The 21,751-nt window shown below is 70.8% G+C and carries 19 protein-coding genes and 1 tRNA gene; 14 read left to right on the plus strand and 6 right to left on the minus strand.

The features are described from left to right. Nucleotides 1-73 precede the first annotated feature (73 nt). From mfd to ISU10_RS11110, 4 genes are all read left to right on the plus strand, one after another. Nucleotides 74-3,862, plus strand: a complete 3,789-nt coding sequence (mfd, locus tag ISU10_RS11095; protein ID WP_194696470.1) for a transcription-repair coupling factor — start codon at nt 74-76, stop codon at nt 3,860-3,862. Nucleotides 3,863-3,973: 111 nt separating this feature from the next. Further along, on the plus strand, nt 3,974-4,627 hold the full coding sequence (locus ISU10_RS11100) for a hypothetical protein (RefSeq protein WP_194696471.1): 654 nt from the start codon (nt 3,974-3,976) through the stop codon (nt 4,625-4,627). A gap of 3 nt (nt 4,628-4,630) precedes the next feature. Next, nucleotides 4,631-5,239, plus strand: a complete 609-nt coding sequence (locus ISU10_RS11105) for a nucleoside triphosphate pyrophosphohydrolase (RefSeq protein WP_194696472.1) — start codon at nt 4,631-4,633, stop codon at nt 5,237-5,239. A gap of 37 nt (nt 5,240-5,276) precedes the next feature. Continuing rightward, nucleotides 5,277-5,366, plus strand: a complete 90-nt coding sequence (locus ISU10_RS11110) for a VOC family protein (protein WP_228500541.1) — start codon at nt 5,277-5,279, stop codon at nt 5,364-5,366. Nucleotides 5,367-5,412: 46 nt separating this feature from the next. Here ISU10_RS11110 and ISU10_RS11115 read toward each other — a convergent pair whose 3' ends face one another. After that, nucleotides 5,413-8,280, minus strand: coding sequence for an AfsR/SARP family transcriptional regulator (locus ISU10_RS11115; RefSeq protein WP_194696473.1), 2,868 nt, complete (start codon nt 8,278-8,280; stop codon nt 5,413-5,415). Between the two features lie 250 nt (nt 8,281-8,530). On the opposite strand from ISU10_RS11115, the gene ISU10_RS11120 reads away from it, so the two are divergent. From ISU10_RS11120 to ISU10_RS11135, 4 genes are all read left to right on the plus strand, one after another. Continuing rightward, the gene (locus tag ISU10_RS11120) at nt 8,531-9,082 is read left to right on the plus strand and encodes a hypothetical protein (RefSeq protein WP_194696474.1); all 552 of its coding nucleotides are present in this window, start codon (nt 8,531-8,533) and stop codon (nt 9,080-9,082) included. Nucleotides 9,083-9,265: 183 nt separating this feature from the next. Next, nucleotides 9,266-9,616 (plus strand): hypothetical protein, encoded by a 351-nt coding sequence (locus tag ISU10_RS11125; protein WP_194696475.1) that lies wholly within the window; start codon nt 9,266-9,268, stop codon nt 9,614-9,616. Nucleotides 9,617-9,672: 56 nt separating this feature from the next. Further along, complete coding sequence (locus ISU10_RS11130; RefSeq protein ID WP_194696476.1) at nt 9,673-10,296, plus strand: ArsR/SmtB family transcription factor; 624 nt, start codon at nt 9,673-9,675, stop codon at nt 10,294-10,296. Further along, a complete protein-coding gene (locus tag ISU10_RS11135; protein WP_194696477.1) occupies nt 10,293-11,537 on the plus strand; it encodes an MFS transporter in 1,245 nt (414 codons plus the stop codon). Before ISU10_RS11130 ends, ISU10_RS11135 begins: the two co-directional genes overlap by 4 nt. Here ISU10_RS11135 and ISU10_RS11140 read toward each other — a convergent pair. The 5 genes from ISU10_RS11140 to ISU10_RS11160 form a co-directional block, all read right to left on the minus strand. Next, entirely contained in the window at nt 11,516-12,316 is an 801-nt protein-coding gene (locus tag ISU10_RS11140; protein WP_194696478.1) for a class I SAM-dependent methyltransferase, read from the minus strand. The two genes, ISU10_RS11135 and ISU10_RS11140, sit on opposite strands and share 22 nt — an antisense overlap. Nucleotides 12,317-12,326: 10 nt before the next feature. After that, complete coding sequence (locus tag ISU10_RS11145; protein ID WP_194696479.1) at nt 12,327-12,713, minus strand: DUF779 domain-containing protein; 387 nt, start codon at nt 12,711-12,713, stop codon at nt 12,327-12,329. A 5-nt stretch (nt 12,714-12,718) separates the two neighbouring features. Beyond that, nucleotides 12,719-14,242, minus strand: coding sequence for an aldehyde dehydrogenase (gene adh, locus ISU10_RS11150; RefSeq protein ID WP_194696480.1), 1,524 nt, complete (start codon nt 14,240-14,242; stop codon nt 12,719-12,721). Between the two features lie 55 nt (nt 14,243-14,297). Then, a complete protein-coding gene (locus ISU10_RS11155) occupies nt 14,298-14,834 on the minus strand; it encodes a hypothetical protein (RefSeq protein ID WP_194696481.1) in 537 nt (178 codons plus the stop codon). A 126-nt stretch (nt 14,835-14,960) separates the two neighbouring features. Then, nucleotides 14,961-16,214: a sigma-54-dependent transcriptional regulator family protein gene (locus ISU10_RS11160; RefSeq protein WP_194696482.1), complete on the minus strand. Its 1,254-nt coding sequence runs from the start codon at nt 16,212-16,214 to the stop codon at nt 14,961-14,963. A 181-nt stretch (nt 16,215-16,395) separates the two neighbouring features. On the opposite strand from ISU10_RS11160, the gene eno reads away from it, so the two are divergent. The 6 genes from eno to ISU10_RS11190 all read left to right on the plus strand — a co-directional run bounded on the left by eno (nt 16,396) and on the right by ISU10_RS11190 (nt 20,816). Continuing rightward, nucleotides 16,396-17,682: a phosphopyruvate hydratase gene (gene eno, locus ISU10_RS11165; protein WP_194696483.1), complete on the plus strand. Its 1,287-nt coding sequence runs from the start codon at nt 16,396-16,398 to the stop codon at nt 17,680-17,682. Between the two features lie 31 nt (nt 17,683-17,713). Then, a complete protein-coding gene (locus ISU10_RS11170; protein ID WP_228500545.1) occupies nt 17,714-18,433 on the plus strand; it encodes an FtsB family cell division protein in 720 nt (239 codons plus the stop codon). Between the two features lie 34 nt (nt 18,434-18,467). Beyond that, nucleotides 18,468-18,947 (plus strand): DUF501 domain-containing protein, encoded by a 480-nt coding sequence (locus tag ISU10_RS11175; protein ID WP_194696484.1) that lies wholly within the window; start codon nt 18,468-18,470, stop codon nt 18,945-18,947. Between the two features lie 4 nt (nt 18,948-18,951). Beyond that, a complete protein-coding gene (locus tag ISU10_RS11180) occupies nt 18,952-19,857 on the plus strand; it encodes a Ppx/GppA phosphatase family protein (RefSeq protein ID WP_194696485.1) in 906 nt (301 codons plus the stop codon). Continuing rightward, the gene (locus ISU10_RS11185; RefSeq protein WP_194696486.1) at nt 19,839-20,690 is read left to right on the plus strand and encodes a uracil-DNA glycosylase; all 852 of its coding nucleotides are present in this window, start codon (nt 19,839-19,841) and stop codon (nt 20,688-20,690) included. Before ISU10_RS11180 ends, ISU10_RS11185 begins: the two co-directional genes overlap by 19 nt. A gap of 52 nt (nt 20,691-20,742) precedes the next feature. Beyond that, nucleotides 20,743-20,816, plus strand: a tRNA-Leu gene (locus ISU10_RS11190). The last annotated feature ends 935 nt before the right edge of the window (nt 20,817-21,751 follow it).

The following is a 21,751-nucleotide window of genomic DNA, read 5'->3' on the forward strand; positions in this document are numbered from 1 at the left end:
TGGTCGAGTTCCACCACCCCCGGTCGTGCTCGACCGGGGGTGATCGTGCTGCACCAGGTTGGAGACGCACCCCGTGAGCCTTGCCCCCTTGAGAGACGCCGTCCTGGCCGACGCCACGCTGAGCGAGGCGATGAGCGATGCCAAGGCGGGGCTCGTCCGCGCGCTCGACCTCACCGGCCCGGAGGCGTTGCGGCCGTTCGTGGTCGCGGGGCTGGTCCAGGCGGGTCGCACGGTGCTGGCGGTGACGCCGACCAGCCGCGAGGCCGAGGACCTCGTCGCCCAGCTGGCCGACCTCGTCGACCCGGCTCAGGTCGGCTACTACCCGAGCTGGGAGACGCTGCCCCACGAGCGGCTCAGCCCGCGCAGCGACACCGTCGGCCGGCGGCTGGCCGTGCTGCGGCGCATCTGCCACCCCGGCAACAGTCCCGAGACCGGTCCGCTCAGCGTCGTGGTCGCACCGGTCCGATCGGTGCTCCAGCCCCAGGTCAAGGGGCTCGGTGACCTCGAGCCGGTGGAGCTGGCAGTGGGGAGCGAGGCCGAGATCGACGATGTCACCAGGCGCCTTGTCGATGCCGCGTACACGCGCGTCGACCTGGTCGAGAAGCGCGGCGAGTTCGCGGTGCGCGGCGGCATCGTCGACGTCTTCCCGCCCACTGAGGAGCACCCGCTCCGGGTGGAGTTCTGGGGCGACGAGGTCGAGGAGATCCGCAGCTTCGCGGTCGCCGACCAGCGGGCGCTGGAGAAGGTCGAGCGGCTGTGGGCTCCGCCGTGTCGTGAGCTGCTGCTGACCGACGACGTACGCCGCCGGGCCTGGGAGCTCGGCGAGGCCCACCCCGCCCTGCTGGAGCTGACCGACAAGATCTCCCAGGGCATCGCCGTCGAGGGCATGGAGTCGCTGGCGCCGGCGCTCGTCGACGACATGGAGCTGCTCGTCGACCTGATGCCGGCCGACACCCAGGTGCTGGTGCTCGACCCGGAGCGCGCGCGGGCCCGCGCTCACGACCTTGTGGCGACGAGCGAGGAGTTCCTCGGCGCCTCCTGGGCCGCTGCCGCCGGCGGTGGCACGGCCCCGATCGACCTGGGTGCGGCGTCGTACAGATCGCTCACCGACGTCCGGGTGCACTCCCTCGGCCGCGACCTCCCGTGGTGGACGCTGTCGCCGTTCGGGATCGACGATGGTTTCGAGACGGGCGCTAGCGCGCCCTCCTCAACCAGCGGGCGGGGCGCTGGGGCGCCCTCCTCAACGAGCGGGCGGGGCGCTGGGGCGCCCTCCTCAACGAGCGGGCGGGGCGCTGGGGCGCCCTCCTCAACCAGCGGGCGGGGCGCTGGGGCGCCCTCCTCAACCAGCGGGCGGGGCGCTGGGGCGCCCTCCTCAACCAGCGAAGTACTGCGTGACGACCTCGGAGAGATCGTCTCGATCGACATCGATGTCGAGGTGGGGGCGGTGCCGACCAGGTCCCTGCCGGCCAAGCCCGCGGAGGCCTACCGCGGCGACATGCAGCGCGCGATCGCCGACATGAAGGGCTGGCTCGCAGAGGGCTACCGCGTGGCCGTCGTCCACCCCGGCCACGGCCCGGCCCAGCGGATGGTCGAGCTGCTGGGCGAGAACGACGTGGCCGCACGCCTGGGTCTCGACGACGCGTGGACGCGTGACGTCGTCACCGTCGACTGCGGGGGACTGACCCACGGGTTCGTCGACCCGGTCAACCGGCTCGCGCTGCTCACCGGCGACGACCTGTCCGGCCAGAAGTCCTCGACTCGCGACATGCGCAAGATGCCCGCGCGGCGCAAGCGCCAGATCGACCCCCTCGAGCTCAAGGCCGGCGACTACGTCGTGCACGAGCAGCACGGCGTGGGCCGGTTCGTGGAGATGAAGCAGCGCGAGGTGCACGGGGCGACCCGCGAGTACCTCGTGCTCGAGTACGGCGCGTCCAAGCGCGGCGGCCCGCCGGACCGGCTCTACGTCCCGGCCGACGCGCTCGACCAGGTCACCCGCTACGTCGGCGGCGAGCAGCCCAGCCTCGACCGGCTCGGCGGCTCCGACTGGGCCAAGCGCAAGGGCCGCGCTCGCAAGGCGGTGCGCGAGATCGCCGCCGAGCTGATCAAGCTCTACGCCGCGCGTCAGGCCACCAAGGGCTTCGCCTTCGGTCCCGACACCCCGTGGCAGCGCGAGCTGGAGGATGCGTTCCCGTTCACCGAGACCCCCGACCAGCTGAGCACCGTCGACGAGGTGAAGGCCGACATGCGCCGGGTGGTGCCGATGGACCGGCTGGTCTGCGGCGACGTCGGCTACGGCAAGACCGAGATCGCTGTGCGTGCCGCGTTCAAGGCGGTGCAAGACGGCAAGCAGGTCGCCGTGCTGGTGCCGACCACGCTGCTGGTGCAACAGCACCTGTCGACGTTCGAGGAGCGCATGGGCGCCTTCCCGGTCACGCTCAAGGCCCTGAGCCGGTTCCAGACCGACAAGGAGGCCCGCGAGGTCGTCGACGGCCTGCGCGAAGGCAGCGTCGACATCGTCATCGGCACCCACCGGCTGCTCAACCCCGACATCCGGCTCAAGGACCTTGGCCTGATCATCGTCGACGAGGAGCAGCGCTTCGGCGTCGAGCACAAGGAGCAGATGAAGCGGCTGCGCACCTCGGTCGACGTGCTGTCGATGAGCGCGACGCCCATCCCGCGCACCCTGGAGATGGCGGTCACCGGCATCCGCGAGATGTCCACGATCACGACGCCGCCCGAGGAGCGACACCCGGTGCTGACCTACGTCGGCGGCTACGAGGACCGCACCGTGGTGGCCGCCGTACGCCGTGAGCTGCTGCGCGAGGGGCAGGTCTTCTACATCCACAACCGCGTGCAGAGCATCGAGAAGGCCGCGGCCAAGATCCGCGAGCTGGTGCCGGAGGCGCGGGTGGCGGTGGCCCACGGGCAGATGGGCGAGCATCAGCTCGAGCAGGTGATGCTGGACTTCTGGGAGCGGCGCTTCGACGTGCTCGTCTGCACGACGATCGTCGAGTCGGGCCTCGACGTCTCCAACGCCAACACCATGGTCATCGAGCGCGCCGACACGCTGGGCCTCTCGCAGCTGCACCAGCTCCGCGGTCGGGTCGGCCGGTCCCGCGAGCGTGCCTACGCCTACTTCCTCTACCCGCAGGAGAAGCCGCTCACCGAGACCGCCCACGAGCGGCTGGCCACGCTGGCCCAGCACTCCGACCTCGGGGGCGGCATGGCCATCGCGATGAAGGACCTCGAGATCCGCGGTGCCGGCAACCTGCTCGGGGGAGAGCAGTCCGGTCACATCGCCGACGTCGGCTTCGACCTCTACGTCCGCCTCGTCGGCGAGGCGGTGCACGAGTTCAAGGGGGACGGCGAAGCCGAGCTCGGGGAGGTCCGCATCGAGCTCCCGGTCGATGCCCACCTGCCCCACGAGTACATCCCGTCCGAGCGGTTGCGCCTGGAGATGTACAAGCGGCTCGCCGAGGTGCGCGAGGACACCGACGTCGACCTGCTGCGCGAGGAGATGGTCGACCGCTACGGCGAACCGCCGGTCGAGGTCCAGTCGCTGCTGTTCGTGGCGCTCTTCCGTGCCCGGGCCCGACGGGCGGGCATCAAGGAGGTCACGCTCGCCGGTCGCAACGTGCGGTTCGCGCCGGTCCTGCTGGCCGACTCGCGCGCCGTACGCCTCCAGAGGATGTACCCCAAGAGCATCGTCAAGCCGCCGGTCGAGACGCTGCTGGTGCCCCGACCAACGGCTCCGGTCCTCGGACATCCGATCCCTGCGCCGATCACTGGCATCGCCCTGCTTGAATGGGCCCGCGGTGTGATCGACTCAGTCATTGATCCAGTGAGTGACCCAAATGTGTGACCCAGCGGTCGATCCAGCCCCTGACAAGGAGTCGTGAGCATGTCGAGCCGGTCCCCCAGGCGCCTCCGGAGGCGCGTACCCAGGCGCGTCGTTGCAGGTGTCGTCGCGGTCGTGACCGCGTCCGTGCTGTCCGGCTGCGGCCAGGCCAAGCCGGGCGTGGCCGTCGAGGTAGGCGACCAGACGCTGACCGCGTCGGCCATCGACGAGCTCGCGGTGTCCTACTGCAAGGGGCTCCAGCCCCAGCTCAAGGCCAACGGCGCGGTGTTCCCGATGAGCTACGTGCGCTCCTACGTCGTGCGCAACCTGACCGTCAAGGCGGCCGCCGAGCAGCTCGCCGACGACTACTCGGTCACCCTGCCCGCGAGCTACGGCGAGTCGGTGCGCAGCCTGCGCGACCAGATCGCGGCGAGCTTCCCCAAGAACCGCGTCGACGACGTGGTCGAGGTCGAGTCCGTCGGCGCCTACGTGCAGGCCGTCGAGCTCGAGGTGGGCGACATCCTGCTCGCCGCCGAGGGCAAGACCGGGGCCGACGACGCCGCCAAGCAGGCCCGCGGCCAGGATGCGCTGACCCAGTGGCTGTCCGAGCACCCGGCCGACGTCAACCCGCGCTACGGCATCGCCGTCGGCAACGCCGACCTCCAGGCGCCGCAGTTCGTCGACACCAACACCTCCTTCGCCTTGAGCCCCAACGCGGTCAAGGGCGACGCGACCGACCCCGACCAGGCCTACGCAGCGACGCTGCCGAGCTCGCAACGCTGCGGCTGAGCGATGGCCGGCGAGCCGGTGACCGACCCGCTGGCGCAGTTCGCCGCCGACATGCGGCGGCTGCGGGCCGAGTGCGTCTGGAAGCGTGAGCAGACCCACGAGTCCCTGCGCCGTTACCTGGTCGAGGAGTCCTGGGAGACGCTCGAGGCGATCGACTCCGGCGATCCCGAGCACCTGCGCGAGGAGCTGGGCGACCTGCTCCTGCAGATCGGCTTCCACGCCGTGATCGCCGAGGAGCGCGGCGAGTTCACCTTTGACGAGGTGGTGCAGGGCATCGTCGACAAGCTGCGCCGCCGCAACCCGCACGTCTTCGGCAGTGCGACGGCGACCGACGCGGCATCGGTCAACGAGCTCTGGGAGTCGGTGAAGGCGATGGAGAAGGAGCGCACGTCGGTGTTCGACGGGTTGCCCGCAGGGCTGCCGGCGCTCTTGGTGGCCGACAAGGTGCTCGACCGTGCGGAGCGCGCGGGCACGCCGGTCGCCGTACCCTCCGCTGACGACGCGGCCGACGTCGGCGACCGGCTGCTGGCCCTGGTCGCCGAGGCCCGGTCGGCCGGGGTCGATCCCGAGCACGCGCTGCGTGACGCCGTACGCCGAGCACTTTCCGGCTGAGCGATGGGTGCATGGGGCTGACGGGGTCTGCACCCGCATGAGCAGGGTCCAGTTCCCGTGCCTGTGGTTCGACGGCGACGCCGAGGAGGCGGCCGGCTTCTACGTCACGCTGCTGCCCGACAGTTGACCATGCACAAGATCGACGTCGACGAGCTCGAGCGCGCGGCGGCTGCCTAGCCCGCGTCTGGATAGTCCTCGGTCTCAGCCTCGCGGCGCAACGATGCGGCAAGCTCGAGCGCCGACTCCTCGAGAGACAGCGCCGTCGGAGCGGGCACCGCGAGACCAGGGTCGTCGAGAACGGCCTGCCACGGCTCGGAGAGCCCGAGCAGCGGTCCCGGCACGGGGCTGCCATCGGCATCGATGGCTCGCGTCATCGTCGTGGCGGCTCGGAGAAGGTCGACGGCACGCGGCTCGTCCGGCACCGTGGTCAGGGCCGCGAGGGCGATCGCGGTCACGACCTCGAGGGTCCAGCCCAGGTCCGACATCCGTGCGACGGCGGGCAGGACGTCGGCAAGCATGGCGAGGCCGTCCTCGGCGGCGCCGCGCCGGATGAGGGCGTAGCCGAGGTTGGTCTGGATGTCGCTCAGGGCCTTGTACTGGCCGAGGCGGCGAGCGTCCTGCAAGGCGCCGACCAGCAGTTCCTCCGCCCGCTCGACGCGACCCCGCATGAGCTCTGCCCTGGCGAGGTCCGTGACGGCGGTGGTGCGCTCGAGCGCGTTGCCCGCTGCCGCCAGACCCTGGGTGGCGTGCAGGACCGCGTCGTCGGCGTCCCCGCGCTCGGTCGCCACCCAGCTCGCCGCGCTGTGCGCCATCTGGAGCAGGGTCCGGTGGGTACCCGCGGCTTCGGTCGCAGCTTCCGCATCCGCCCGGGCGAGTGACGCATTCCCGCGCTCGGATCTCAGGGCCGCCCGGTATGCGTAGCCGAGCACACGGAAGAGCGAGTCGGACGGGTCGAGTCGCTCGACCGAGTCCAGGAGGGCACCGGCGTCGGCGCCGTACGTCGAGAACGTCGCGCAGTCGATCATCACCTCGAGCCGGGCGGACCACGGCTCCGGCGGGTCCGCCGCCAGGATCGTCGCGCACAGCTGCCGGAGGTCGTCGTCGCGACCGATCTGGTGCAGGCCCCGGCGCTGGGAGAGCACGAGCTCGGCTGCCTGGGCGACCTCGCCTGCCTCGATCTGGGCCTGGGTGACCTGCCGCAGCAGCGGCAGGTCGTCGGACAGCCGGCTCAAGTGCTGGCGAGACCAGTCACCTACGAGGTCTCGATCCTGGTCACGCCGCATCCACGCGGCGCCGACGGCTCGAGCGACGGCAGGCCCTGCTGCCGCATCCTCGCGGACCACTGCTCGGACCGTCGCCAGGAGCGCGAACCTCCGTCCTGACGCCGCCTCGAGGGGGACCACAAGACCGAGGCGGACGAGCTGCTCGAGGTCGTCCACCCGGTGGGCGTGACCGTCCAGGGCGGCGGCCGCCGCTCCAGCGGTCGCGCTGTCCACGGCCGCGTCGAGGGCGGCGAGCGCATGCAAGGTCGTCAGGGCGGAGGCATCGAGCAGCCGCACGCTCCAGCGGACCGCCTCGTCGACGGACGACTGCCGAACCGACGAGGCGGAAGGATCGCGAAGGTCGCCCACCGCGGGCAGCCGGCGGAGAAGTTCCGCGGGATCCAGGACGTTGATGCGGGCGGCCGCGAGCTCGATGGCCAAGGGGAGCCCGTCGAGGCGCTGGGTCAGCTCCGCCACGACCTCCGGGTCGTCCTCGAAGGACGGGAGGATGGAGCGGGCGCGATCGCAGAAGAGCCGGCTGGCATCGTCGACGGGCAGGGGTGGGAGCCGGACGACCTGCTCGCCCGGGATGCCGAGCGGACCACGTGAGGTGGCGAGCACTCGTACGCCGCGATGTCTCTCCAACAGCCCCCTGACCGCGCGAGGGGCATCCGCGAGGTGTTCGAGGTTGTCCAGGACCAGGACCAGCTCGTCGGTGAGAGTCTCCCCGGAGCCGTCCACCGGGTGCCCGAGACGATCCGCCACCGCCTGCGCGATGTCGGTCGACGTCTGCTCGTCGGCCAGCGGCACCCATACCGTCTCCCGCCGCGCGGAGGTCGTGGCGGCGACTGCCAGGGCCAGACGCGTCTTGCCCACCCCGCCGGGGCCGGTCAGGGTCACCAGGCGCTGGCCCTCGTCCAAGGCAGACACCACCAGGGCCAGCAGCTCGTCGCGTCCGAGCATGGGGGTCAGGGCGACGGGCAGGGATCCCCCGAGGGCGACCTCGGTGCGCGTGCCGAGCAGCGCCGGTTCCTGGTTGAGGATCTTCTGCTCCAGCTCGCTGAGCTCGGCTCCGAGGTCCAGGCCGTGCTCCTCGACGAGGAGGTCACGGGCGCGTCGCAGGGTGGCGAGCCCCTCCACCTGCCGTCCGCCGCGCACCTGGGCGAGGACCAGCTGGGTCCAGAACCGCTCGCGCTCGGGGTGATCGCGAACGAGGACCTGCAGGTCCTCGATGACCGCGAGGTGCTCACCGAGGGCGAGTCGCGCGTCGATGGAGAGCTCCCTCGCGGCCAGCTGCCTGGCCTGCAGGTACTCCAGCCAGTCGGACGCGAACGGCAGCGCGACCAGGTCTGCCAGCGCCGGTCCTCGCCACCGGTCCAGCGCCTGGTCCAGGTCCGTCCGGGCGGCGAGCGGTCGACCGTCTGCCAGCGCCCTGGCTCCGGCCTCGACACCTGCGCGAAAGGCCGCGACGTCGACCTCGTCGGGACCCGCGACCAGCTCGTAGGCCTCGTCATGCCCGACGATGCGGCTGGGAGCCGACGCGCTCCGGAGCGGCTCGAGCGCTCGCCGCAGCGTCGACACATAGGTCTGCACGTTCTGCCGGTATCGCGGCGGCACCGAGGTGCCCCAGATCCCCTCTGCGATCCGGTCCAGAGCGACCGGATGGTTGGGCTCGAGGGCCAGCTGCGCGAGCACCCCGCGCTGCTTGATCCCACCGCAGGGAGCCGTCGAGGCATCGTCTCGGCGCGCCTCGAACGGACCCAACAGGTTGATCTGCACCCGCGACTCGCTTCCGGTTCCGAACCGCCGCCTCTCGCCGATGATGAGGAACCGCGCCCGCTGCGCGCAAGGGCGCCGCGTCCCGGCCTCCTCTCGCTCCCTGTCTCGCCCTCCCTCGCCCGGCCCCGCCCCTGGCGCTCGCGCACGCGTCAGCGGCTTCTGAAGTGAGGCTGAAGTGTCGCCGGACAGTGTTCGGCCATCAACCCACCACCGGGGACCGAGGTCCCGGAACACTGACAGGAGAAGGAACATGAACCGACAGCTCACCACCCTCGAGCCCGGCACCGGCCCGAGGACGGCCAGGCCCCGCCGCACGCGTCTGGCCGGTCGCATCGCCACCGTGATCGCTCTGTTGGCCGCGGTGCTCGGCCTGAACGCCACGACCGCGGGGAGCGCGAACGCCTTCGTGTCGGTGCCCAACCAGTTCTACGCCGAGTGCTCGCCGCAGGCGGTCACGGCTCTCTCGCCCGACATGCGCTACTTCCCCAGCTACGGGGTCTCGTGGAGCGCGAAGCTCTACGTGTACACCTCGTACGGCTGGGCGACCTACGGATCCAGCAGCGTGCAGACGGCGTACGGCCAGAACCTCCTGCCGGCCTTCAGTGTCTGGCACCCGCAGGAGTCAGCCACCTGGTACTCCCTTCCCCGCGGCCGCTACTACCAGGTGCGCATCACTGCCGGCTGGTTCGGCGCGAGCTCCTTGCTGGTCAACAACGCCGTGATCCCCCACCAGCTGGTCCAGGGCAACTTCAACCTGACGCAGAAGACGTACTCCACGACCAGCTACTGCTACATCCCCTGAGCGCCCGGGTGACCCAGGGTGTCGAGCACCCGGAACCCTTGCTGGGGCCGGGTGCTCGACGTCGCTCGCGCAGGTCTGGTCCGCACTCGCGCTGACCGCGCCGGGGATCCCCCAGGGTGGGTATTGACGTGGCTCTCAATCAGGCGCAGCGTGTCGGTCACCTGTCCAACCAGAGGGGGATCGATGTTCGTCCGTCGCCTGACCACCATCGCGGCCGGCGCAGCAGCAGCCGTGCTGCTCACCAGCACCGCTGCCAGTGCGCACTTCTGCTACTTCAGCAACCCAAATCCGAACGGCGACGCCGGCCGTGCGGGGTCCCAGGGCTTCGTGTCCTTCGGGGTCATCGCAGCAGCCGAGGGCTTCTGCCCGGCCGGGGCCCAGGTCCTGGCCGACGCAGTCGGCGTCACCACGAGCACCCTCATCAACGCCCACGGCGTGATGGCCGGGCCCACCGGCGGCAACAAGGCGATCTCCCACCTGGACTTCGCGGCGCTGGAGGCCGCGATCCCAGCAGCCCTTGCTGCTTGTGAGTGAGCTAGTCATACAAGGGCTCTTGTCCGACTGAGGCCAGGAGGCCCAGCCTGGGACGCATGCCCCGACGTACAGCCGAGCAGCGCCACGCCGTCGAGCCGGACGCCACCCACGAGCTGATGGACGTGCTCGTGGCGCTGCACCATCCGACGCGGCGCTGGCTGGTCGAGCTGTTGTGGGTGGAGGGGCCGGCGAGTGTGGGGCGACTCGCCGCGCGCACCGGGCTGGCGGTCGGTTCGGTCAGTCACCACCTCAAGCCCCTGCACCGGCAGGGGTTCATCGAACCTGCCCCCGAACTGGCTCGCGACACCCGTGAGAGCTGGTGGCGCGTCACGCCGCGCAGCCTGTCGTGGAGCGTCGACGACTTCGAGCCGGACACCGTGGGCCGTCGGGTCGCCGGGCAGGCCGAGGTCGAGAACTTCCGCCACCAGGTCCGCGCGACGCGGCAGTGGCTCCAGGAGATGACAGAGGCGCCGGTCGCGTGGCGGCGCGCGGCGGGCTCGACCGACTCGCTCGTCAGCGCGACCGTCGAGCAGCTCGCCGACCTCCACCGCAGGCTCAGTCTGGTGCTGGGTGAGTGGACCCAGGAGTGCATGGACGACGAGCGGCAACGCCCGGACGCCGAGCGCCGTCATGTGCGCGCGTTCGTCCGCTGCTTCCCCAGCAGGCCTGTCCGACCGTGACCGCGACGATGATCCGTCGCGACCCGATGGTCGTGACGTGGCTGGTGGCCGTCGCCGTCTCCGGGTTCGGCGACGTCGTGTGGACCGTGGCGCTGGCCTGGACTGCTGCTCACGCGCTGAGCCCTACGGTTGCCGGGTTGGTCCTCGGCATCGAGATGCTGCCCCAGGCAGCCCTGGTCCTGGTCGGCGGCGTCATCGCCGACCGCTGGGATCCGCGACGGGTGCTGGTCGCCGGCGAGGTGACTCGCGCGGCCGTGCTGGTCGCCGGAGCGCTGGCGTGGAAGGGCGGGTACGACGGTGCGCCGACGCTGTTCCTGGTCTCGCTGTCGTTCGGGATCGCGGCCGGGCTGACCATCCCATCGGGAATGGCGCTGGTGCGCCAGGTCGTGCATCCCGACGACTTCGGCACGGTGGTGGGCTGGAACCAGGTCAGCGGCCGGGTGATGAGGCTGCTGGGTGCCCCAGCGGGTGGCGTGCTCGTGGCGCAGTCGTATGCAGGGTCAGTGGCAGGAGGAGGGCCGGTCCTGGCGATGCTGGTCGACGCGGCGACGTTCGCGGTGGTCGCGGTCGTGCTGGTCGCGGTGGTCAGGACCCGCTACCCCGCTCCACGCGCCGAGCACGCGCGATGGCGCGACTCCTTCACCGACGGCCTGGCCTATCTGAGGCGCAGCCCGACCGCGCGGGTCTTCGTCGTCGGACTGACCGCGCTGAACGTGTTCGTCACGCCGGTCGTCGCCCTCGGTCTGGCGCTGCGCGTGGAGGGCTCGGGTTGGGGAGCGCACTGGTTCGGCATCTGCGACGGCGCCCTGGCCGCAGGGGCGATCGTGGGCAGCCTGGCCGCGATCCGCTGGCAGCCGACGCGCGCCGCGGGCAGCGGGTTCCGCGTGCTCGTGCTGCAAGGCGTCGGTCTGGCCGCGGTCGGCGTACCCGCCCTGCCCGTCGTGCTGGCCGGCATGCTGACGGTCGGCGTGACGGCCGGGATGGCATCGGTATGGCTGTCGGGGGCCTTCCTCAAGGCGATCAACCCGGAGTACACCGGGCGCGTCTCGTCGGTCACCAGCCTGGGCGACATGACCTTGATGCCGTTGTCGGTCCCCGTGCTCGGTGCGTTCTCGGGAGCGACGAGCGTGCTGACCGCGACGGCCACCTTCGGGTTGGCGATGTCGGTGCTGTGCCTGGTGCTCGCGACGCGGCCGGAGATCGCCGGGCTCGTCCAGCGCTACGCCTCCCCGAAGGTGTAGCGCGCCGTCGCCTCCAGCACGAGGTGCCCGTCGGATGCGCGGGACGCGTCGAGGATCGCGGTGGCCCGGCGCTCGATCTCCGGGTGCAGCGACTCCGGGGTGCGCCGCCACAGGCCGCCCATCGGGGTCGCCCACGACCAGCGCCGCCACTGGTCGTAGTCCGTGAACGGGATCTCGTAGGTCGCGCTCTCGGTGCGCACGCCATCGAAACCGGCTCCGCGAAGCATCTCCTCCACACTCGCGTCGGTGTCCCATCGGTCGTCGGTCGGCAACGGGTCCTCGACGTACTCGTCGTACAGCGCGTCCAGCGCCCGCCAGGTCCCCTCCCACGGCTGGAACGTGGCGACGCCGACGCGGCCGCCCGGTCGCAGCAGGGCGCGCCACCGCGTCAGCCCTGCGATGGGGTCGTCGAGGAAGAAGATCACCATCGACGAGGCGATCACGTCGTACGGCGGATCGGGCGGCCGGGGGTCGGCGGCGTCGCTCGTCGCGACGTGCACCTGGGGCAGGTGGGCCGCGTCCTCGGCCAGGTGCCTGACCATGCCGGGGGCGAGGTCGAGCGCATCGACCCGGCCGCCGGGGCCGACCGCCGCCGCCAGGTGGAAGGTCACCGCGCCCCGACCGGAGCCGATGTCGAGTGCCTTCTCGCCCGGCCGGACCGTCAGGCGATCCACCAGACCGCCGGCCATCACCTGGAAGAACGGCACGCCGCTCTGGTCGTAGTGCTCGGACAAGGAGTCGAAGAGCGCGGGGTAGCCGGTGACGGCCTGCTCGTCCATGACGACATTGTCAGGCCGGGTCGGCCAGCAGGGCAGCCTCCTCGTCGGTGAAGAGCCGAGACCGGATCAGGAACCGGTTGCCGGTCGGTGCCTCGAGCGAGAAGCCAGCGCCTCGTCCGGGCACCAGGTCGATGGTCAGATGGGTGTGCGACCAGTACGTGAACTGCTCGCGCGACATCCACACCTCCACCGGCTCGGCGACTCCGACGTCCAGGTTGCCGAGGTGGACATCGGAGTCACCGGTGATGAAGTCGCCGTGGGGGAAGCACATCGGCGCCGACCCGTCGCAGCAGCCGCCGGACTGGTGGAACATCACCCGGCCGTGGGTCGCCTGGAGCTGCTGGATCATGGCGACGGCGGCGGGCGTGACGGCCACGCGCTCCACGGTGGACTTCATGAGGCTCAGAAGAAGCCCAGCGCGTTGGGCGAGTAGGACACCAACAGGTTCTTGGTCTGCTGGTAGTGGTCGAGCATCATCGAGTGGTTCTCGCGGCCGATGCCCGAGGACTTGTAGCCGCCGAACGCGGCGTGCGCCGGGTAGGCGTGGTAGCAGTTGGTCCAGACCCGACCCGCCTGGATGTCGCGACCGGCGCGGTATGCCGTGTTCGTGTCGCGCGACCAGACGCCGGCCCCCAGGCCGTAGAGCGTGTCGTTGGCGATCGACATCGCGTCGTCGTAGTCGGTGAAGCCGGTGACCGCGACGACCGGCCCGAAGATCTCCTCCTGGAAGATCCGCATCTTGTTGTTGCCCTCGAAGATCGTCGGCGCGACGTAGTAGCCGCCGGAAAGGTCCCCGCCGAGGTCCACTCGCTCGCCGCCGCAGATCACCCGGGCGCCTTCTTGGACGCCGATCTCGATGTAGCTGAGGATCTTCTCCAGCTGGTCGTTGCTGGCTTGCGCGCCGATCATCGTGTCGTCGTCGAGCGGGTTGCCCTGGACGATCCTCTTCGTGCGATCGGTGGCAGCCGACAAGAAGGGCTCGTAGATGCTCTGCTGGATCAGGGCCCTGCTCGGGCAGGTGCAGACCTCGCCCTGGTTGAGGGCGAACATCGAGAAGCCCTCGAGGGCCTTGTCCTGGAACGCGTCGTCGGCGGCCAGCACGTCCTCGAAGAAGATGTTGGGGCTCTTGCCGCCCAGCTCGAGCGTGACCGGGATGAGGTTCTGGCTGGCGTACTGCATGATCAACCGACCGGTGGTCGTCTCGCCGGTGAAGGCGATCTTGCGGATGCGGCTGGACGAGGCGAGCGGCTTGCCTGCCTCGACTCCGAAGCCGTTGACGATGTTGAGGACACCGGGCGGGAGCAGGTCCCCCACCAGCTCGATGAGCAGCATGATCGAGGCGGGCGTCTGCTCGGCCGGCTTGAGTACGACGGCATTGCCGGCCGCCAGTGCCGGTGCGAGCTTCCAGGTCGCCATCAGCAGCGGGAAGTTCCAGGGGATGATCTGCCCCACGACCCCGAGCGGCTCGTGGAAGTGGTAGGCGACCGTGTCGTCGTCCAGCTGCGAGAGGTGGCCCTCCTGCGCACGGATCGCGCCGGCGAAGTAGCGGAAGTGGTCGACCGCCAACGGCAGGTCGGCGGCCTTGGTCTCGCGGACCGGCTTCCCGTTGTCCCACGTCTCGCCGACGGCCAGCATCTCCAGGTTGGCCTCGATGCGGTCGGCGATCTTGTTGAGGATCACGGCCCGCTCGGCGACCGAGGTCTTGCCCCAGGCCGGCGCGGCGGCGTGGGCGGCATCGAGGGCGAGCTCGATGTCCTCCGCCGTCGATCGAGCGACCTCGCAGAACACCTTGCCGTTGACCGGCGACACGTTCTCGAAGTACTGGCCCTTCACCGGCGGCACCCAGGCGCCGCCGATCCAGTTCTCGTAGCGGGACTTGTAGCTGACGATGCTGCCCTCTTGCCCGGGCTGCGCGTAGGTCGCCATGGATGACTCCAGTCGTTCGGGGACGGGTGTCCCGAGGTGGGTCCGGTGACGGTAGTCACGGCGACGTTGCGCGAAGGTTGCGCGCGGGTCGGGGCCGGTCGAGACCGCGGATCCACCAGTCGCGGCCGGGGCCGGTGGACAGGCGGCGGCGAGCGAGCGCTTCGAACCAGTCGCCGGGGCCGACAAGGGACAACGTGCCCGACGTCGAGGCATCCCGGATGTCCGCGCCTGCCACCACGAAGCCAGCAAGAGTGGCGACCATCGGCAGGTGGCCATGCCGTTCGATCCGCGACCTGATCCACACCCACGTCCAGGGAGAGAACCTCCAGCCATGGTCGCGAAGGTCGCCTCGACGTGCGACGAACAGGCCGTGCGGGCACGCCGCGTCGACCTCGCCGTCGGTCAGCTCGCAGCGCGCGGCGAGCTCCTCGACGAGGTTGGACTCGTAGAGGTGGACGCCCGGCAGTCGCCTCGGGTCACCCGCGAGCCCGGCGGTCAGGGCCTGCCTCGCGCGTCGATCGGTGACCAGGCAACCGCCCACTCGCGGGCCAGGAGCACGAGGTTGTGTGGCGGGCTCCGTCCTCTGCTGCACGCGCGGTGCAGGAGCCTTCGGGGACGTCCCGATCGGTCTGCCAGGGAGTACCCAGGGAGTACATAGAGGGGCACGGCTGCGCCCCTCTAGGTACTGCTCCGGGAGTCACTCGGGGCGGGGGCGGCCTCAGGCCAGCTCGCGGGCCAGGAAGGCCAGGTGCGACTGCACACTCGGCATCCGCGGCGAGGCGGGGGCCAAGACCGCGGCCGCAGCGCTCCAGACCTGCCAGTCGAGGCGACCGTGCTCGGTGTCGCCGAAGCGGAGCAGCGCGTCGGGGTCGGCGTACTCGATGACGGCGGCGCGCACCTGCTCGTGCAGCGCTGAGCGCAGCCGCGCGACGCCGGGCGCCTCGGACGCCGGCAGGACCGGGCCGCGATAGAGGTCGACCACTCTCCCGATGTCGCCCTTGGCGAGCAGGTCGCGAATCTCGTCGACGTCGGTGCGCAGCCGGCTGTCGACGCGGTAGGGGCGGGCCTCCAGCTCGAGGCCTCCGAGTGCGGACCTCAGTCGCGAGATCGCCGCTCGCAAGGTGACGGCTGCCAGGTCCGCTTCGTTGAGCGCGATGGCCAGCTGGTCACCGGTCATCCCCTCGGGGTGTCCTGCCAGCAGGAGCAGCATCTCGCTGTGCCGAAGGCTCAGCCGCGTGGTGCCCTGGGAGCTCTCGATCGTGGCGGCCGGCCTGCCGAGCGTGCGCAGCAAGGGACCCGAGGAGGAGGTCGCACCCTCGGCCGACGCCGCGTTGAGCAGCCGCCGAAGTCGCAGCTCGCTCTCGACGGCCGCCACCGTGGCGCGCACGATCGACAGGGTGCGAGGGGCGGCGACGTCGTTGCCACCGGTCAGGTCGAGGGCGCCGAGGATGGCGCCGGTGTCGGGGTCGTGGATGGGCGCCGCCGAGCAGCTCCACGGCGTCACCGACCGAACCAGGTGCTCGGCTGCGAAGATCTGGACCGGCTGGTCGAGTGCGAGGCTGGTGCCGGGCGCGTTGGTGCCGGCTTGCGACTCCGACCACACAGCGCCGGGCACGAAGTTGATGCCTTCGGCGCGGCTGCGCAGCTGATGGGGGCCTTCGACCCACAGCAGCCGGCCCGCGGCGTCGCTGACGGCGACCAGCAGGCCGGTGTCGACGGCGTCGTCGACGAGCAGGTGCCGGATCACCGGCATGACCGACGCGAGCGGGTGCCGGTTGCGCCACGCATCCAGCTCGGCGTCGACGAGGTCGACCGGAGCCTCCGCGCGCTCGGGGTCGAGCCCGCTGCGCAGGCTGCGCCGCCAGGACGCGGCGACGAGGGGACGGATGCGTGCGTCGGCTCGACCGGTGCTGAGGAACCGGTCGTGCCCCTCGCTGACCTGCCGCGAGCGGACCACCTCGTCTGCGTGCATGTCCGTGTCGAACCCTCGTCTCAGAAGTCCCTTCCGGGCAGGGTAGACGGCGAACGTTGGCTCAACGTTGTCACGGCCTGTCCACTCGTCGTCCGCCTCTGGCGTCCGGGAGCGTGACCAATAGGCTGGGGCACAGACGTGACCCAGAGCACAAGCCATTCCAGTCCCAAGGGAGCACCACGTGGCATCCATCGAAGCTGTCGGCGCTCGCGAGATCCTCGACTCGCGCGGCAACCCCACCGTCGAGGTCGAGGTGCTCCTCGATGACGGCTCCTTCGGCCGGGCCGCTGTGCCCAGCGGCGCCTCGACGGGACAGTTCGAGGCGGTCGAGCTGCGCGACGGGGGTGACCGCTACCTGGGCAAGGGTGTGCAGAAGGCCGTGGACGCCGTCATCGGCAAGATCGGGCCGGCGATCGAGGGCCTCGACGCCGACGACCAGCGCCTCGTCGACCAGGCGATGAACCAGCTCGACGGCACCCCCAACAAGGCCAGCCTCGGCGCCAACGGGATCCTCGGCGTCTCGCTCGCGGTTGCCAAGGCGGCTGCCGAGTCCGCCGGACTGCCGCTCTACCGCTACGTCGGCGGCCCCAACGCCTACCTGCTGCCGGTGCCGATGATGAACATCATGAACGGCGGCGCGCACGCCGACTCCAACGTCGACGTGCAGGAGTTCATGATCGCGCCGATCGGTGCGCCCACGTTCGCCGAGGCGCTGCGCTCGGGTGCGGAGGTCTACCACGCGCTCAAGTCGGTGCTGAAGAAGAAGGGGCTCTCGACCGGTCTCGGCGACGAGGGCGGCTTCGCGCCCAACCTCGAGTCCAACCGCGCCGCGCTCGACCTGATCGGCGAGGCCGTCGCCGCGTCCGGCCAGACCCTGGGCACCGACATCGCGCTCGCCATGGACGTCGCGGCGAGCGAGTTCCACGACAAGTCATCAGGGGGCACCTACCAGTTCGAGGGCGCCAAGAAGTCGAGCGACGAGATGATCGCCTACTACACCGAGCTGTGCGACTCCTACCCGATCGTGTCCATCGAGGATCCGCTCGACGAGGAGGACTGGGACGGCTGGAAGGCGATGACCGACGCCCTCGGCGGCCGGATCCAGCTGGTCGGCGACGACCTGTTCGTCACCAACGTCGAGCGGCTCCAGCGCGGCATCGACACCGGCACCGCCAACGCCCTGCTCGTCAAGGTCAACCAGATCGGCTCCCTGACCGAGACCCTCGACTCCGTCGACCTCGCCCACCGCAGTGGCATGCGCTGCATGATGAGCCACCGCTCCGGCGAGACAGAGGACGTCACGATCGCCGACCTGGCCGTCGCGACCAACTGCGGCCAGATCAAGACCGGCGCTCCGGCGCGCTCCGACCGGGTGGCGAAGTACAACCAGCTGCTCCGGATCGAGGGAGAGCTGGGCGACGCGGCGAGGTACGCAGGAGCCGGCGCCTTCCCGCGTTTCCAGGGCTGATTCGCGGCCCGGGTCGGGCAGACTCGGGCCCATGCCCCGGCCGGACCGTCGTACGTCGCGCGCGCCCGCGACCTCACGCCGACCGGGCTCGCGGGCGCCCCAGCGCTCGGCGGCTCGCCCCCGCACCCCGATGGGCGAGCGCACCCCGATGGGCGAGCGCACCCCGATGGGCGAGCGCACCTCGGTGGTCGTGCCTGTCGAGACCACCACGGGGTCCACGCCGAGGGTGACCGGCCAGATCCGGCCGGTGCGCAGGTCGTGGCGGCCCAAGCTGACCGGCCGCGCCGCCGTACTCGTGCTGGTGGTGGCCGTGCTCACCGTCAGCTACGCCTCCTCGCTGAAGGCCTATCTGACCCAACGTCAGCACATCGCCGAGCTGAAGGTCGAGATCGCCCAGAGCCAGTCCGACATCAACGCACTCGAACGCGAGAAGGCCCGCTGGCAGGACCCGGCGTTCGTGCAGAGCCAGGCCCGGGCGCGGTTCGGCTACGTGATGCCGGGCGAGACGTCCTACGTCGTGCTCGGGGCCGACGGCAAGCCGCTGGAGGCGCAGACCTCGCTGCGCACCACGCAGGAGGTGCTCGTCAAGGAGCCCACCGCCTGGTACGACACCGCCTGGCGCTCGGTGCTCCTCGCGGGCAACCCGCCCACCGAGGAGGACAAGCCCCAGCCGCTGGACAAGATCGGGCCGGACAAGATCGGGCCGGACAAGATCGGGCCGGACAAGATCGGGCCGGACAAGAAGCAGTAGCCCGCCAAGAACCGCCTGCCCCTAGGCTCGCCGCGTGATCTCGGCCTCCGACGAAGAAGCGGTCGCGGCACAGCTGGGGCGTGAGCCGCGCGCGATCCATGCCGTCGCGCACCGGTGCCCGTGCGCGCTGCCCGACGTGGTCACGACCGAGCCGCGACTGCCTGACGGCACGCCCTTCCCGACGACCTTCTACCTCACCTGCCCGCGGGCGGCGTCCATGATCGGCACCCTCGAGGGCTCGGGCCTGATGAAGGAGATGGAGGCCAGGCTGGGTGTGGACGAGGAGCTCGCGACGTCGTACGCCGCCGCGCACCGCGCCTACCTCGCCGACCGGTCGGCGCTGGGCGAGGTCGAGGAGATCGAGGGGATCTCCGCCGGTGGCATGCCCGACCGGGTCAAGTGCCTGCACGTGCTGGCCGCCCACGCGCTGGCCGCCGGACCAGGCGTGAACCCGCTCGGCGACGAGGTACTCGCGTTGCTGGGCTCGTGGTGGGAGCCGGGTCCCTGTGTGTGAGCCTGTGTCTGATGTCGTGGCCGCGTTCGACTGCGGCACCAACACCATCAAGCTGCTCATCGGCGCACTGCCGGAGGTCGCCGTTCGAGAGTCGCGGATCGTCCGGCTCGGCCAAGGTGTCGACGCCACGGGCCGGCTCGCCGACGAGGCGCTGGAGCGGGCCTTCGCCGCGATCGACGAGTACGCCGCCCTGGTCGCCGCCCACCCGGTGTCCCGGATGCGGTTCTGTGCGACCTCGGCAACGCGCGACTCGTCGAACGCCTCGGTCTTCGCCGAGGGCGTGCACGAGCGACTCGGCATCTGGCCCGAGGTGCTCACCGGTCAGGAGGAGGCGGCGTTGGCCTACGACGGCGCGGTTCGCAACCTGCGCACGCCGCCGAACTACCCCGTGCTCGTCGTCGACATCGGTGGAGGGTCGACCGAGCTGGTGCTCGGCGACGCCGGCGGCCCGGTCATCTCGCAGTCGATGGACATCGGCTCGGTGCGGATGCACGAGCGCCATCTCGTCTCGGACCCGCCCACTGCGGACCAGGTGGCGGCCTGCATCGCCGACATCGACGCGGTCCTCGACGCCTGCCCGGTGCCGGTCGGGTCCGCAGCGACCGTGGTCGGTGTCGCCGGCACGGTGCTCTCGATCGCAGCCGGCGTGCTCGACCTGCCGTCCTACGACAAGTCCGCGATCGACCAGGCGGTGATCGGCACCGCCGACGTGGAGGCCTTCGTCGAGCGGTTGGTGGCGATGCCGGTCGGGCAACGGTTGGAGTTCCCCTGGATGCACCCGGGCCGGGTCGACGTGCTCGGGGCGGGTGGTCTGATCCTCAGCCGCGTCCTCGCGCGCTGCTCGGCTACCTCGCTGGTGGCCTCGGAGGCCGACATCCTGGACGGCATCGCATGGTCGATGGTCCGCTGAACCACCCGGTCACCGGTCAGGGGTTCGCCTCGCCCGTACCTCCCGGCGCCGGCTGGCCAGACGACCCCGCCACCGCATCGACCCCCGTCGCCACGACGGCCGACGACGTACGTCGTCTTGCTGCCACGCCCGACCTCGCTGAGCTCGACGCCCGGGTGTCGGTCTGCTCGGCCTGCCCGCGCCTGGTCGAGTGGCGCGAAAGGGTCGCCCGTGACAAGCGGGCCTCGTTCGCCGACCAGCCCTACTGGGGCCGGCCGATCGCCGGCTGGGGCGACCCGCAGCCGTCCGTGCTGATCGTGGGCCTGGCGCCCGCGGCCAACGGCGGCAACCGCACCGGCCGCGTCTTCACCGGCGACTCCTCGGGTGACTGGTTGTTCGCCTCGCTGCACCGGGTCGGCCTGGCGGTGCAGGCGACCTCGGAGCACGCCGGCGACGGGCAGCGGCTGGTCGGCGCCCGCATGGTTGCGACCGTGCGGTGTGCACCACCGTTGAACAAGCCGACGACGGCCGAGCGTGACACCTGCCAACCGTGGATCCGCCAGGAGATCAGGCTGGTCGAGCCGTGGCTGCGCGTCGTCGTGGCGCTGGGCTCCTTCGGCTGGACAGGCGCGCTCGATGCGCTGGCCGCCGCCGGGTACGCCGTACCCAGGCCGCGCCCGAAGTTCGGCCACGGCGCATCTGCGGTCCTGACCGGTCCCACCGAGCGAGGAGCGCGGGAGGTCATGCTGCTGGGCAGCTACCACCCCAGCCAGCAGAACACCTTCACCGGCAAGCTCACCGCCGCGATGCTCGACGACGTGCTGGCCCACGCGGCCGAGCTGGGCCGCACGTGACGTCATACGATCTGGTCGCCCCAGCGACCACTTCGTATGACGTCCCAGAATCGCCCCCGTATCCCAACCGGTAGAGGAAGTCGCCTTAAAAGCGATCCAGTCTGGGTTCGAACCCCAGCGGGGGCACTTGTATGACCTGCGGAAACGCCGGAATCCCCACCAATGCAAGGGGATCCCGCGCTCCGCGGGCGCTCCTGCATCCTTCTTCAGACACCGCGGTCCGACGGCGGTCCACCTTGCCGCAATTGACGCGGCGACGAGGCCAGCCCGCCGTGTGAGTCGGCTAGGCTGGCGTCACTAAGGCGCCACCCACTGGAACGGCAGCGGGCGTGTGGAAGGCCAAGGCTGATCCCTTGGAGAGACACCCCACGCGTCAAGTTCCAGGCGAGTGACTTGATCGGCGGTCAAGCCGCCACCGATCAACCAGGTCACCCGATCCGACACATGTCAGATTGGGAGTGACCGAGTGCCAAAGCCAGTCCTTATCCGCCGTCAGGCCATCCAGGCCATGTATGGCTTCACCGAACGCCAAGCACGCCGCTGGATCGTTGAGCGACGCATCTCGCACGTCCACCCCTCCGGCCCCAAGGGGCCGTGCTACCTGAAGACGGCGGAGTTGGATGCGCTGATCGATGCGGCGACGACTCCTGCCCTGAAGAGGAAGGGCGGTCGCGCATGAGCACGATCGGTCACATCCGCCTCGCACGCCTGAACCTTGCGTTTGCTCGCGAGTGCGAGGCGGGCCACGCATCGCGCCCAGCTGGCCATCGCTACGGCGCATCACCTGCCGTCAGGGTCGAGCCCTACACGCGTCGCTCGAACGTCTGCCCTGCTTGCTGGACGGCTCGGGCTGTGGGGACGGGGGAGTGCTTGTGCAGCCGGTGAGCACGCCCGCCGGGGGCCACACCTAGCGCGCGGATCTACGCCTGAATCATCAACGGACTGCGCCTTGCAGAGCCGTCACTTCGGCCTGCCCGCGCACCTTTCGGCGGGGGTCGGTCGTCGGGGTGGTCGAACGTAGTTAGCAACGCGGCCTCGGTAGGGGGCCTGAAAGAGAGGAG

It is taken from the genome of Nocardioides agariphilus (assembly GCF_015352445.1).
GTDB lineage: Bacteria > Actinomycetota > Actinomycetes > Propionibacteriales > Nocardioidaceae > Nocardioides > Nocardioides agariphilus.

Coding starts and splice junctions, on each gene's coding strand:
- ISU10_RS11105 (WP_194696472.1), top strand. CDS start 4,631: ATGGCCGGCGAGCCGGTGACCGACCCGCTGGCGCAGTTCGCCGCCGAC.
- ISU10_RS11110 (WP_228500541.1), top strand. CDS start 5,277: ATGAGCAGGGTCCAGTTCCCGTGCCTGTGGTTCGACGGCGACGCCGAG.
- ISU10_RS11120 (WP_194696474.1), top strand. CDS start 8,531: ATGAACCGACAGCTCACCACCCTCGAGCCCGGCACCGGCCCGAGGACG.
- ISU10_RS11125 (WP_194696475.1), top strand. CDS start 9,266: ATGTTCGTCCGTCGCCTGACCACCATCGCGGCCGGCGCAGCAGCAGCC.
- ISU10_RS11130 (WP_194696476.1), top strand. CDS start 9,673: ATGCCCCGACGTACAGCCGAGCAGCGCCACGCCGTCGAGCCGGACGCC.
- ISU10_RS11140 (WP_194696478.1), bottom strand. CDS start 12,316: ATGGACGAGCAGGCCGTCACCGGCTACCCCGCGCTCTTCGACTCCTTG.
- ISU10_RS11145 (WP_194696479.1), bottom strand. CDS start 12,713: ATGAAGTCCACCGTGGAGCGCGTGGCCGTCACGCCCGCCGCCGTCGCC.
- adh (WP_194696480.1), bottom strand. CDS start 14,242: ATGGCGACCTACGCGCAGCCCGGGCAAGAGGGCAGCATCGTCAGCTAC.
- ISU10_RS11160 (WP_194696482.1), bottom strand. CDS start 16,214: ATGCACGCAGACGAGGTGGTCCGCTCGCGGCAGGTCAGCGAGGGGCAC.
- ISU10_RS11170 (WP_228500545.1), top strand. CDS start 17,714: ATGCCCCGGCCGGACCGTCGTACGTCGCGCGCGCCCGCGACCTCACGC.
- ISU10_RS11185 (WP_194696486.1), top strand. CDS start 19,839: ATGGTCGATGGTCCGCTGAACCACCCGGTCACCGGTCAGGGGTTCGCC.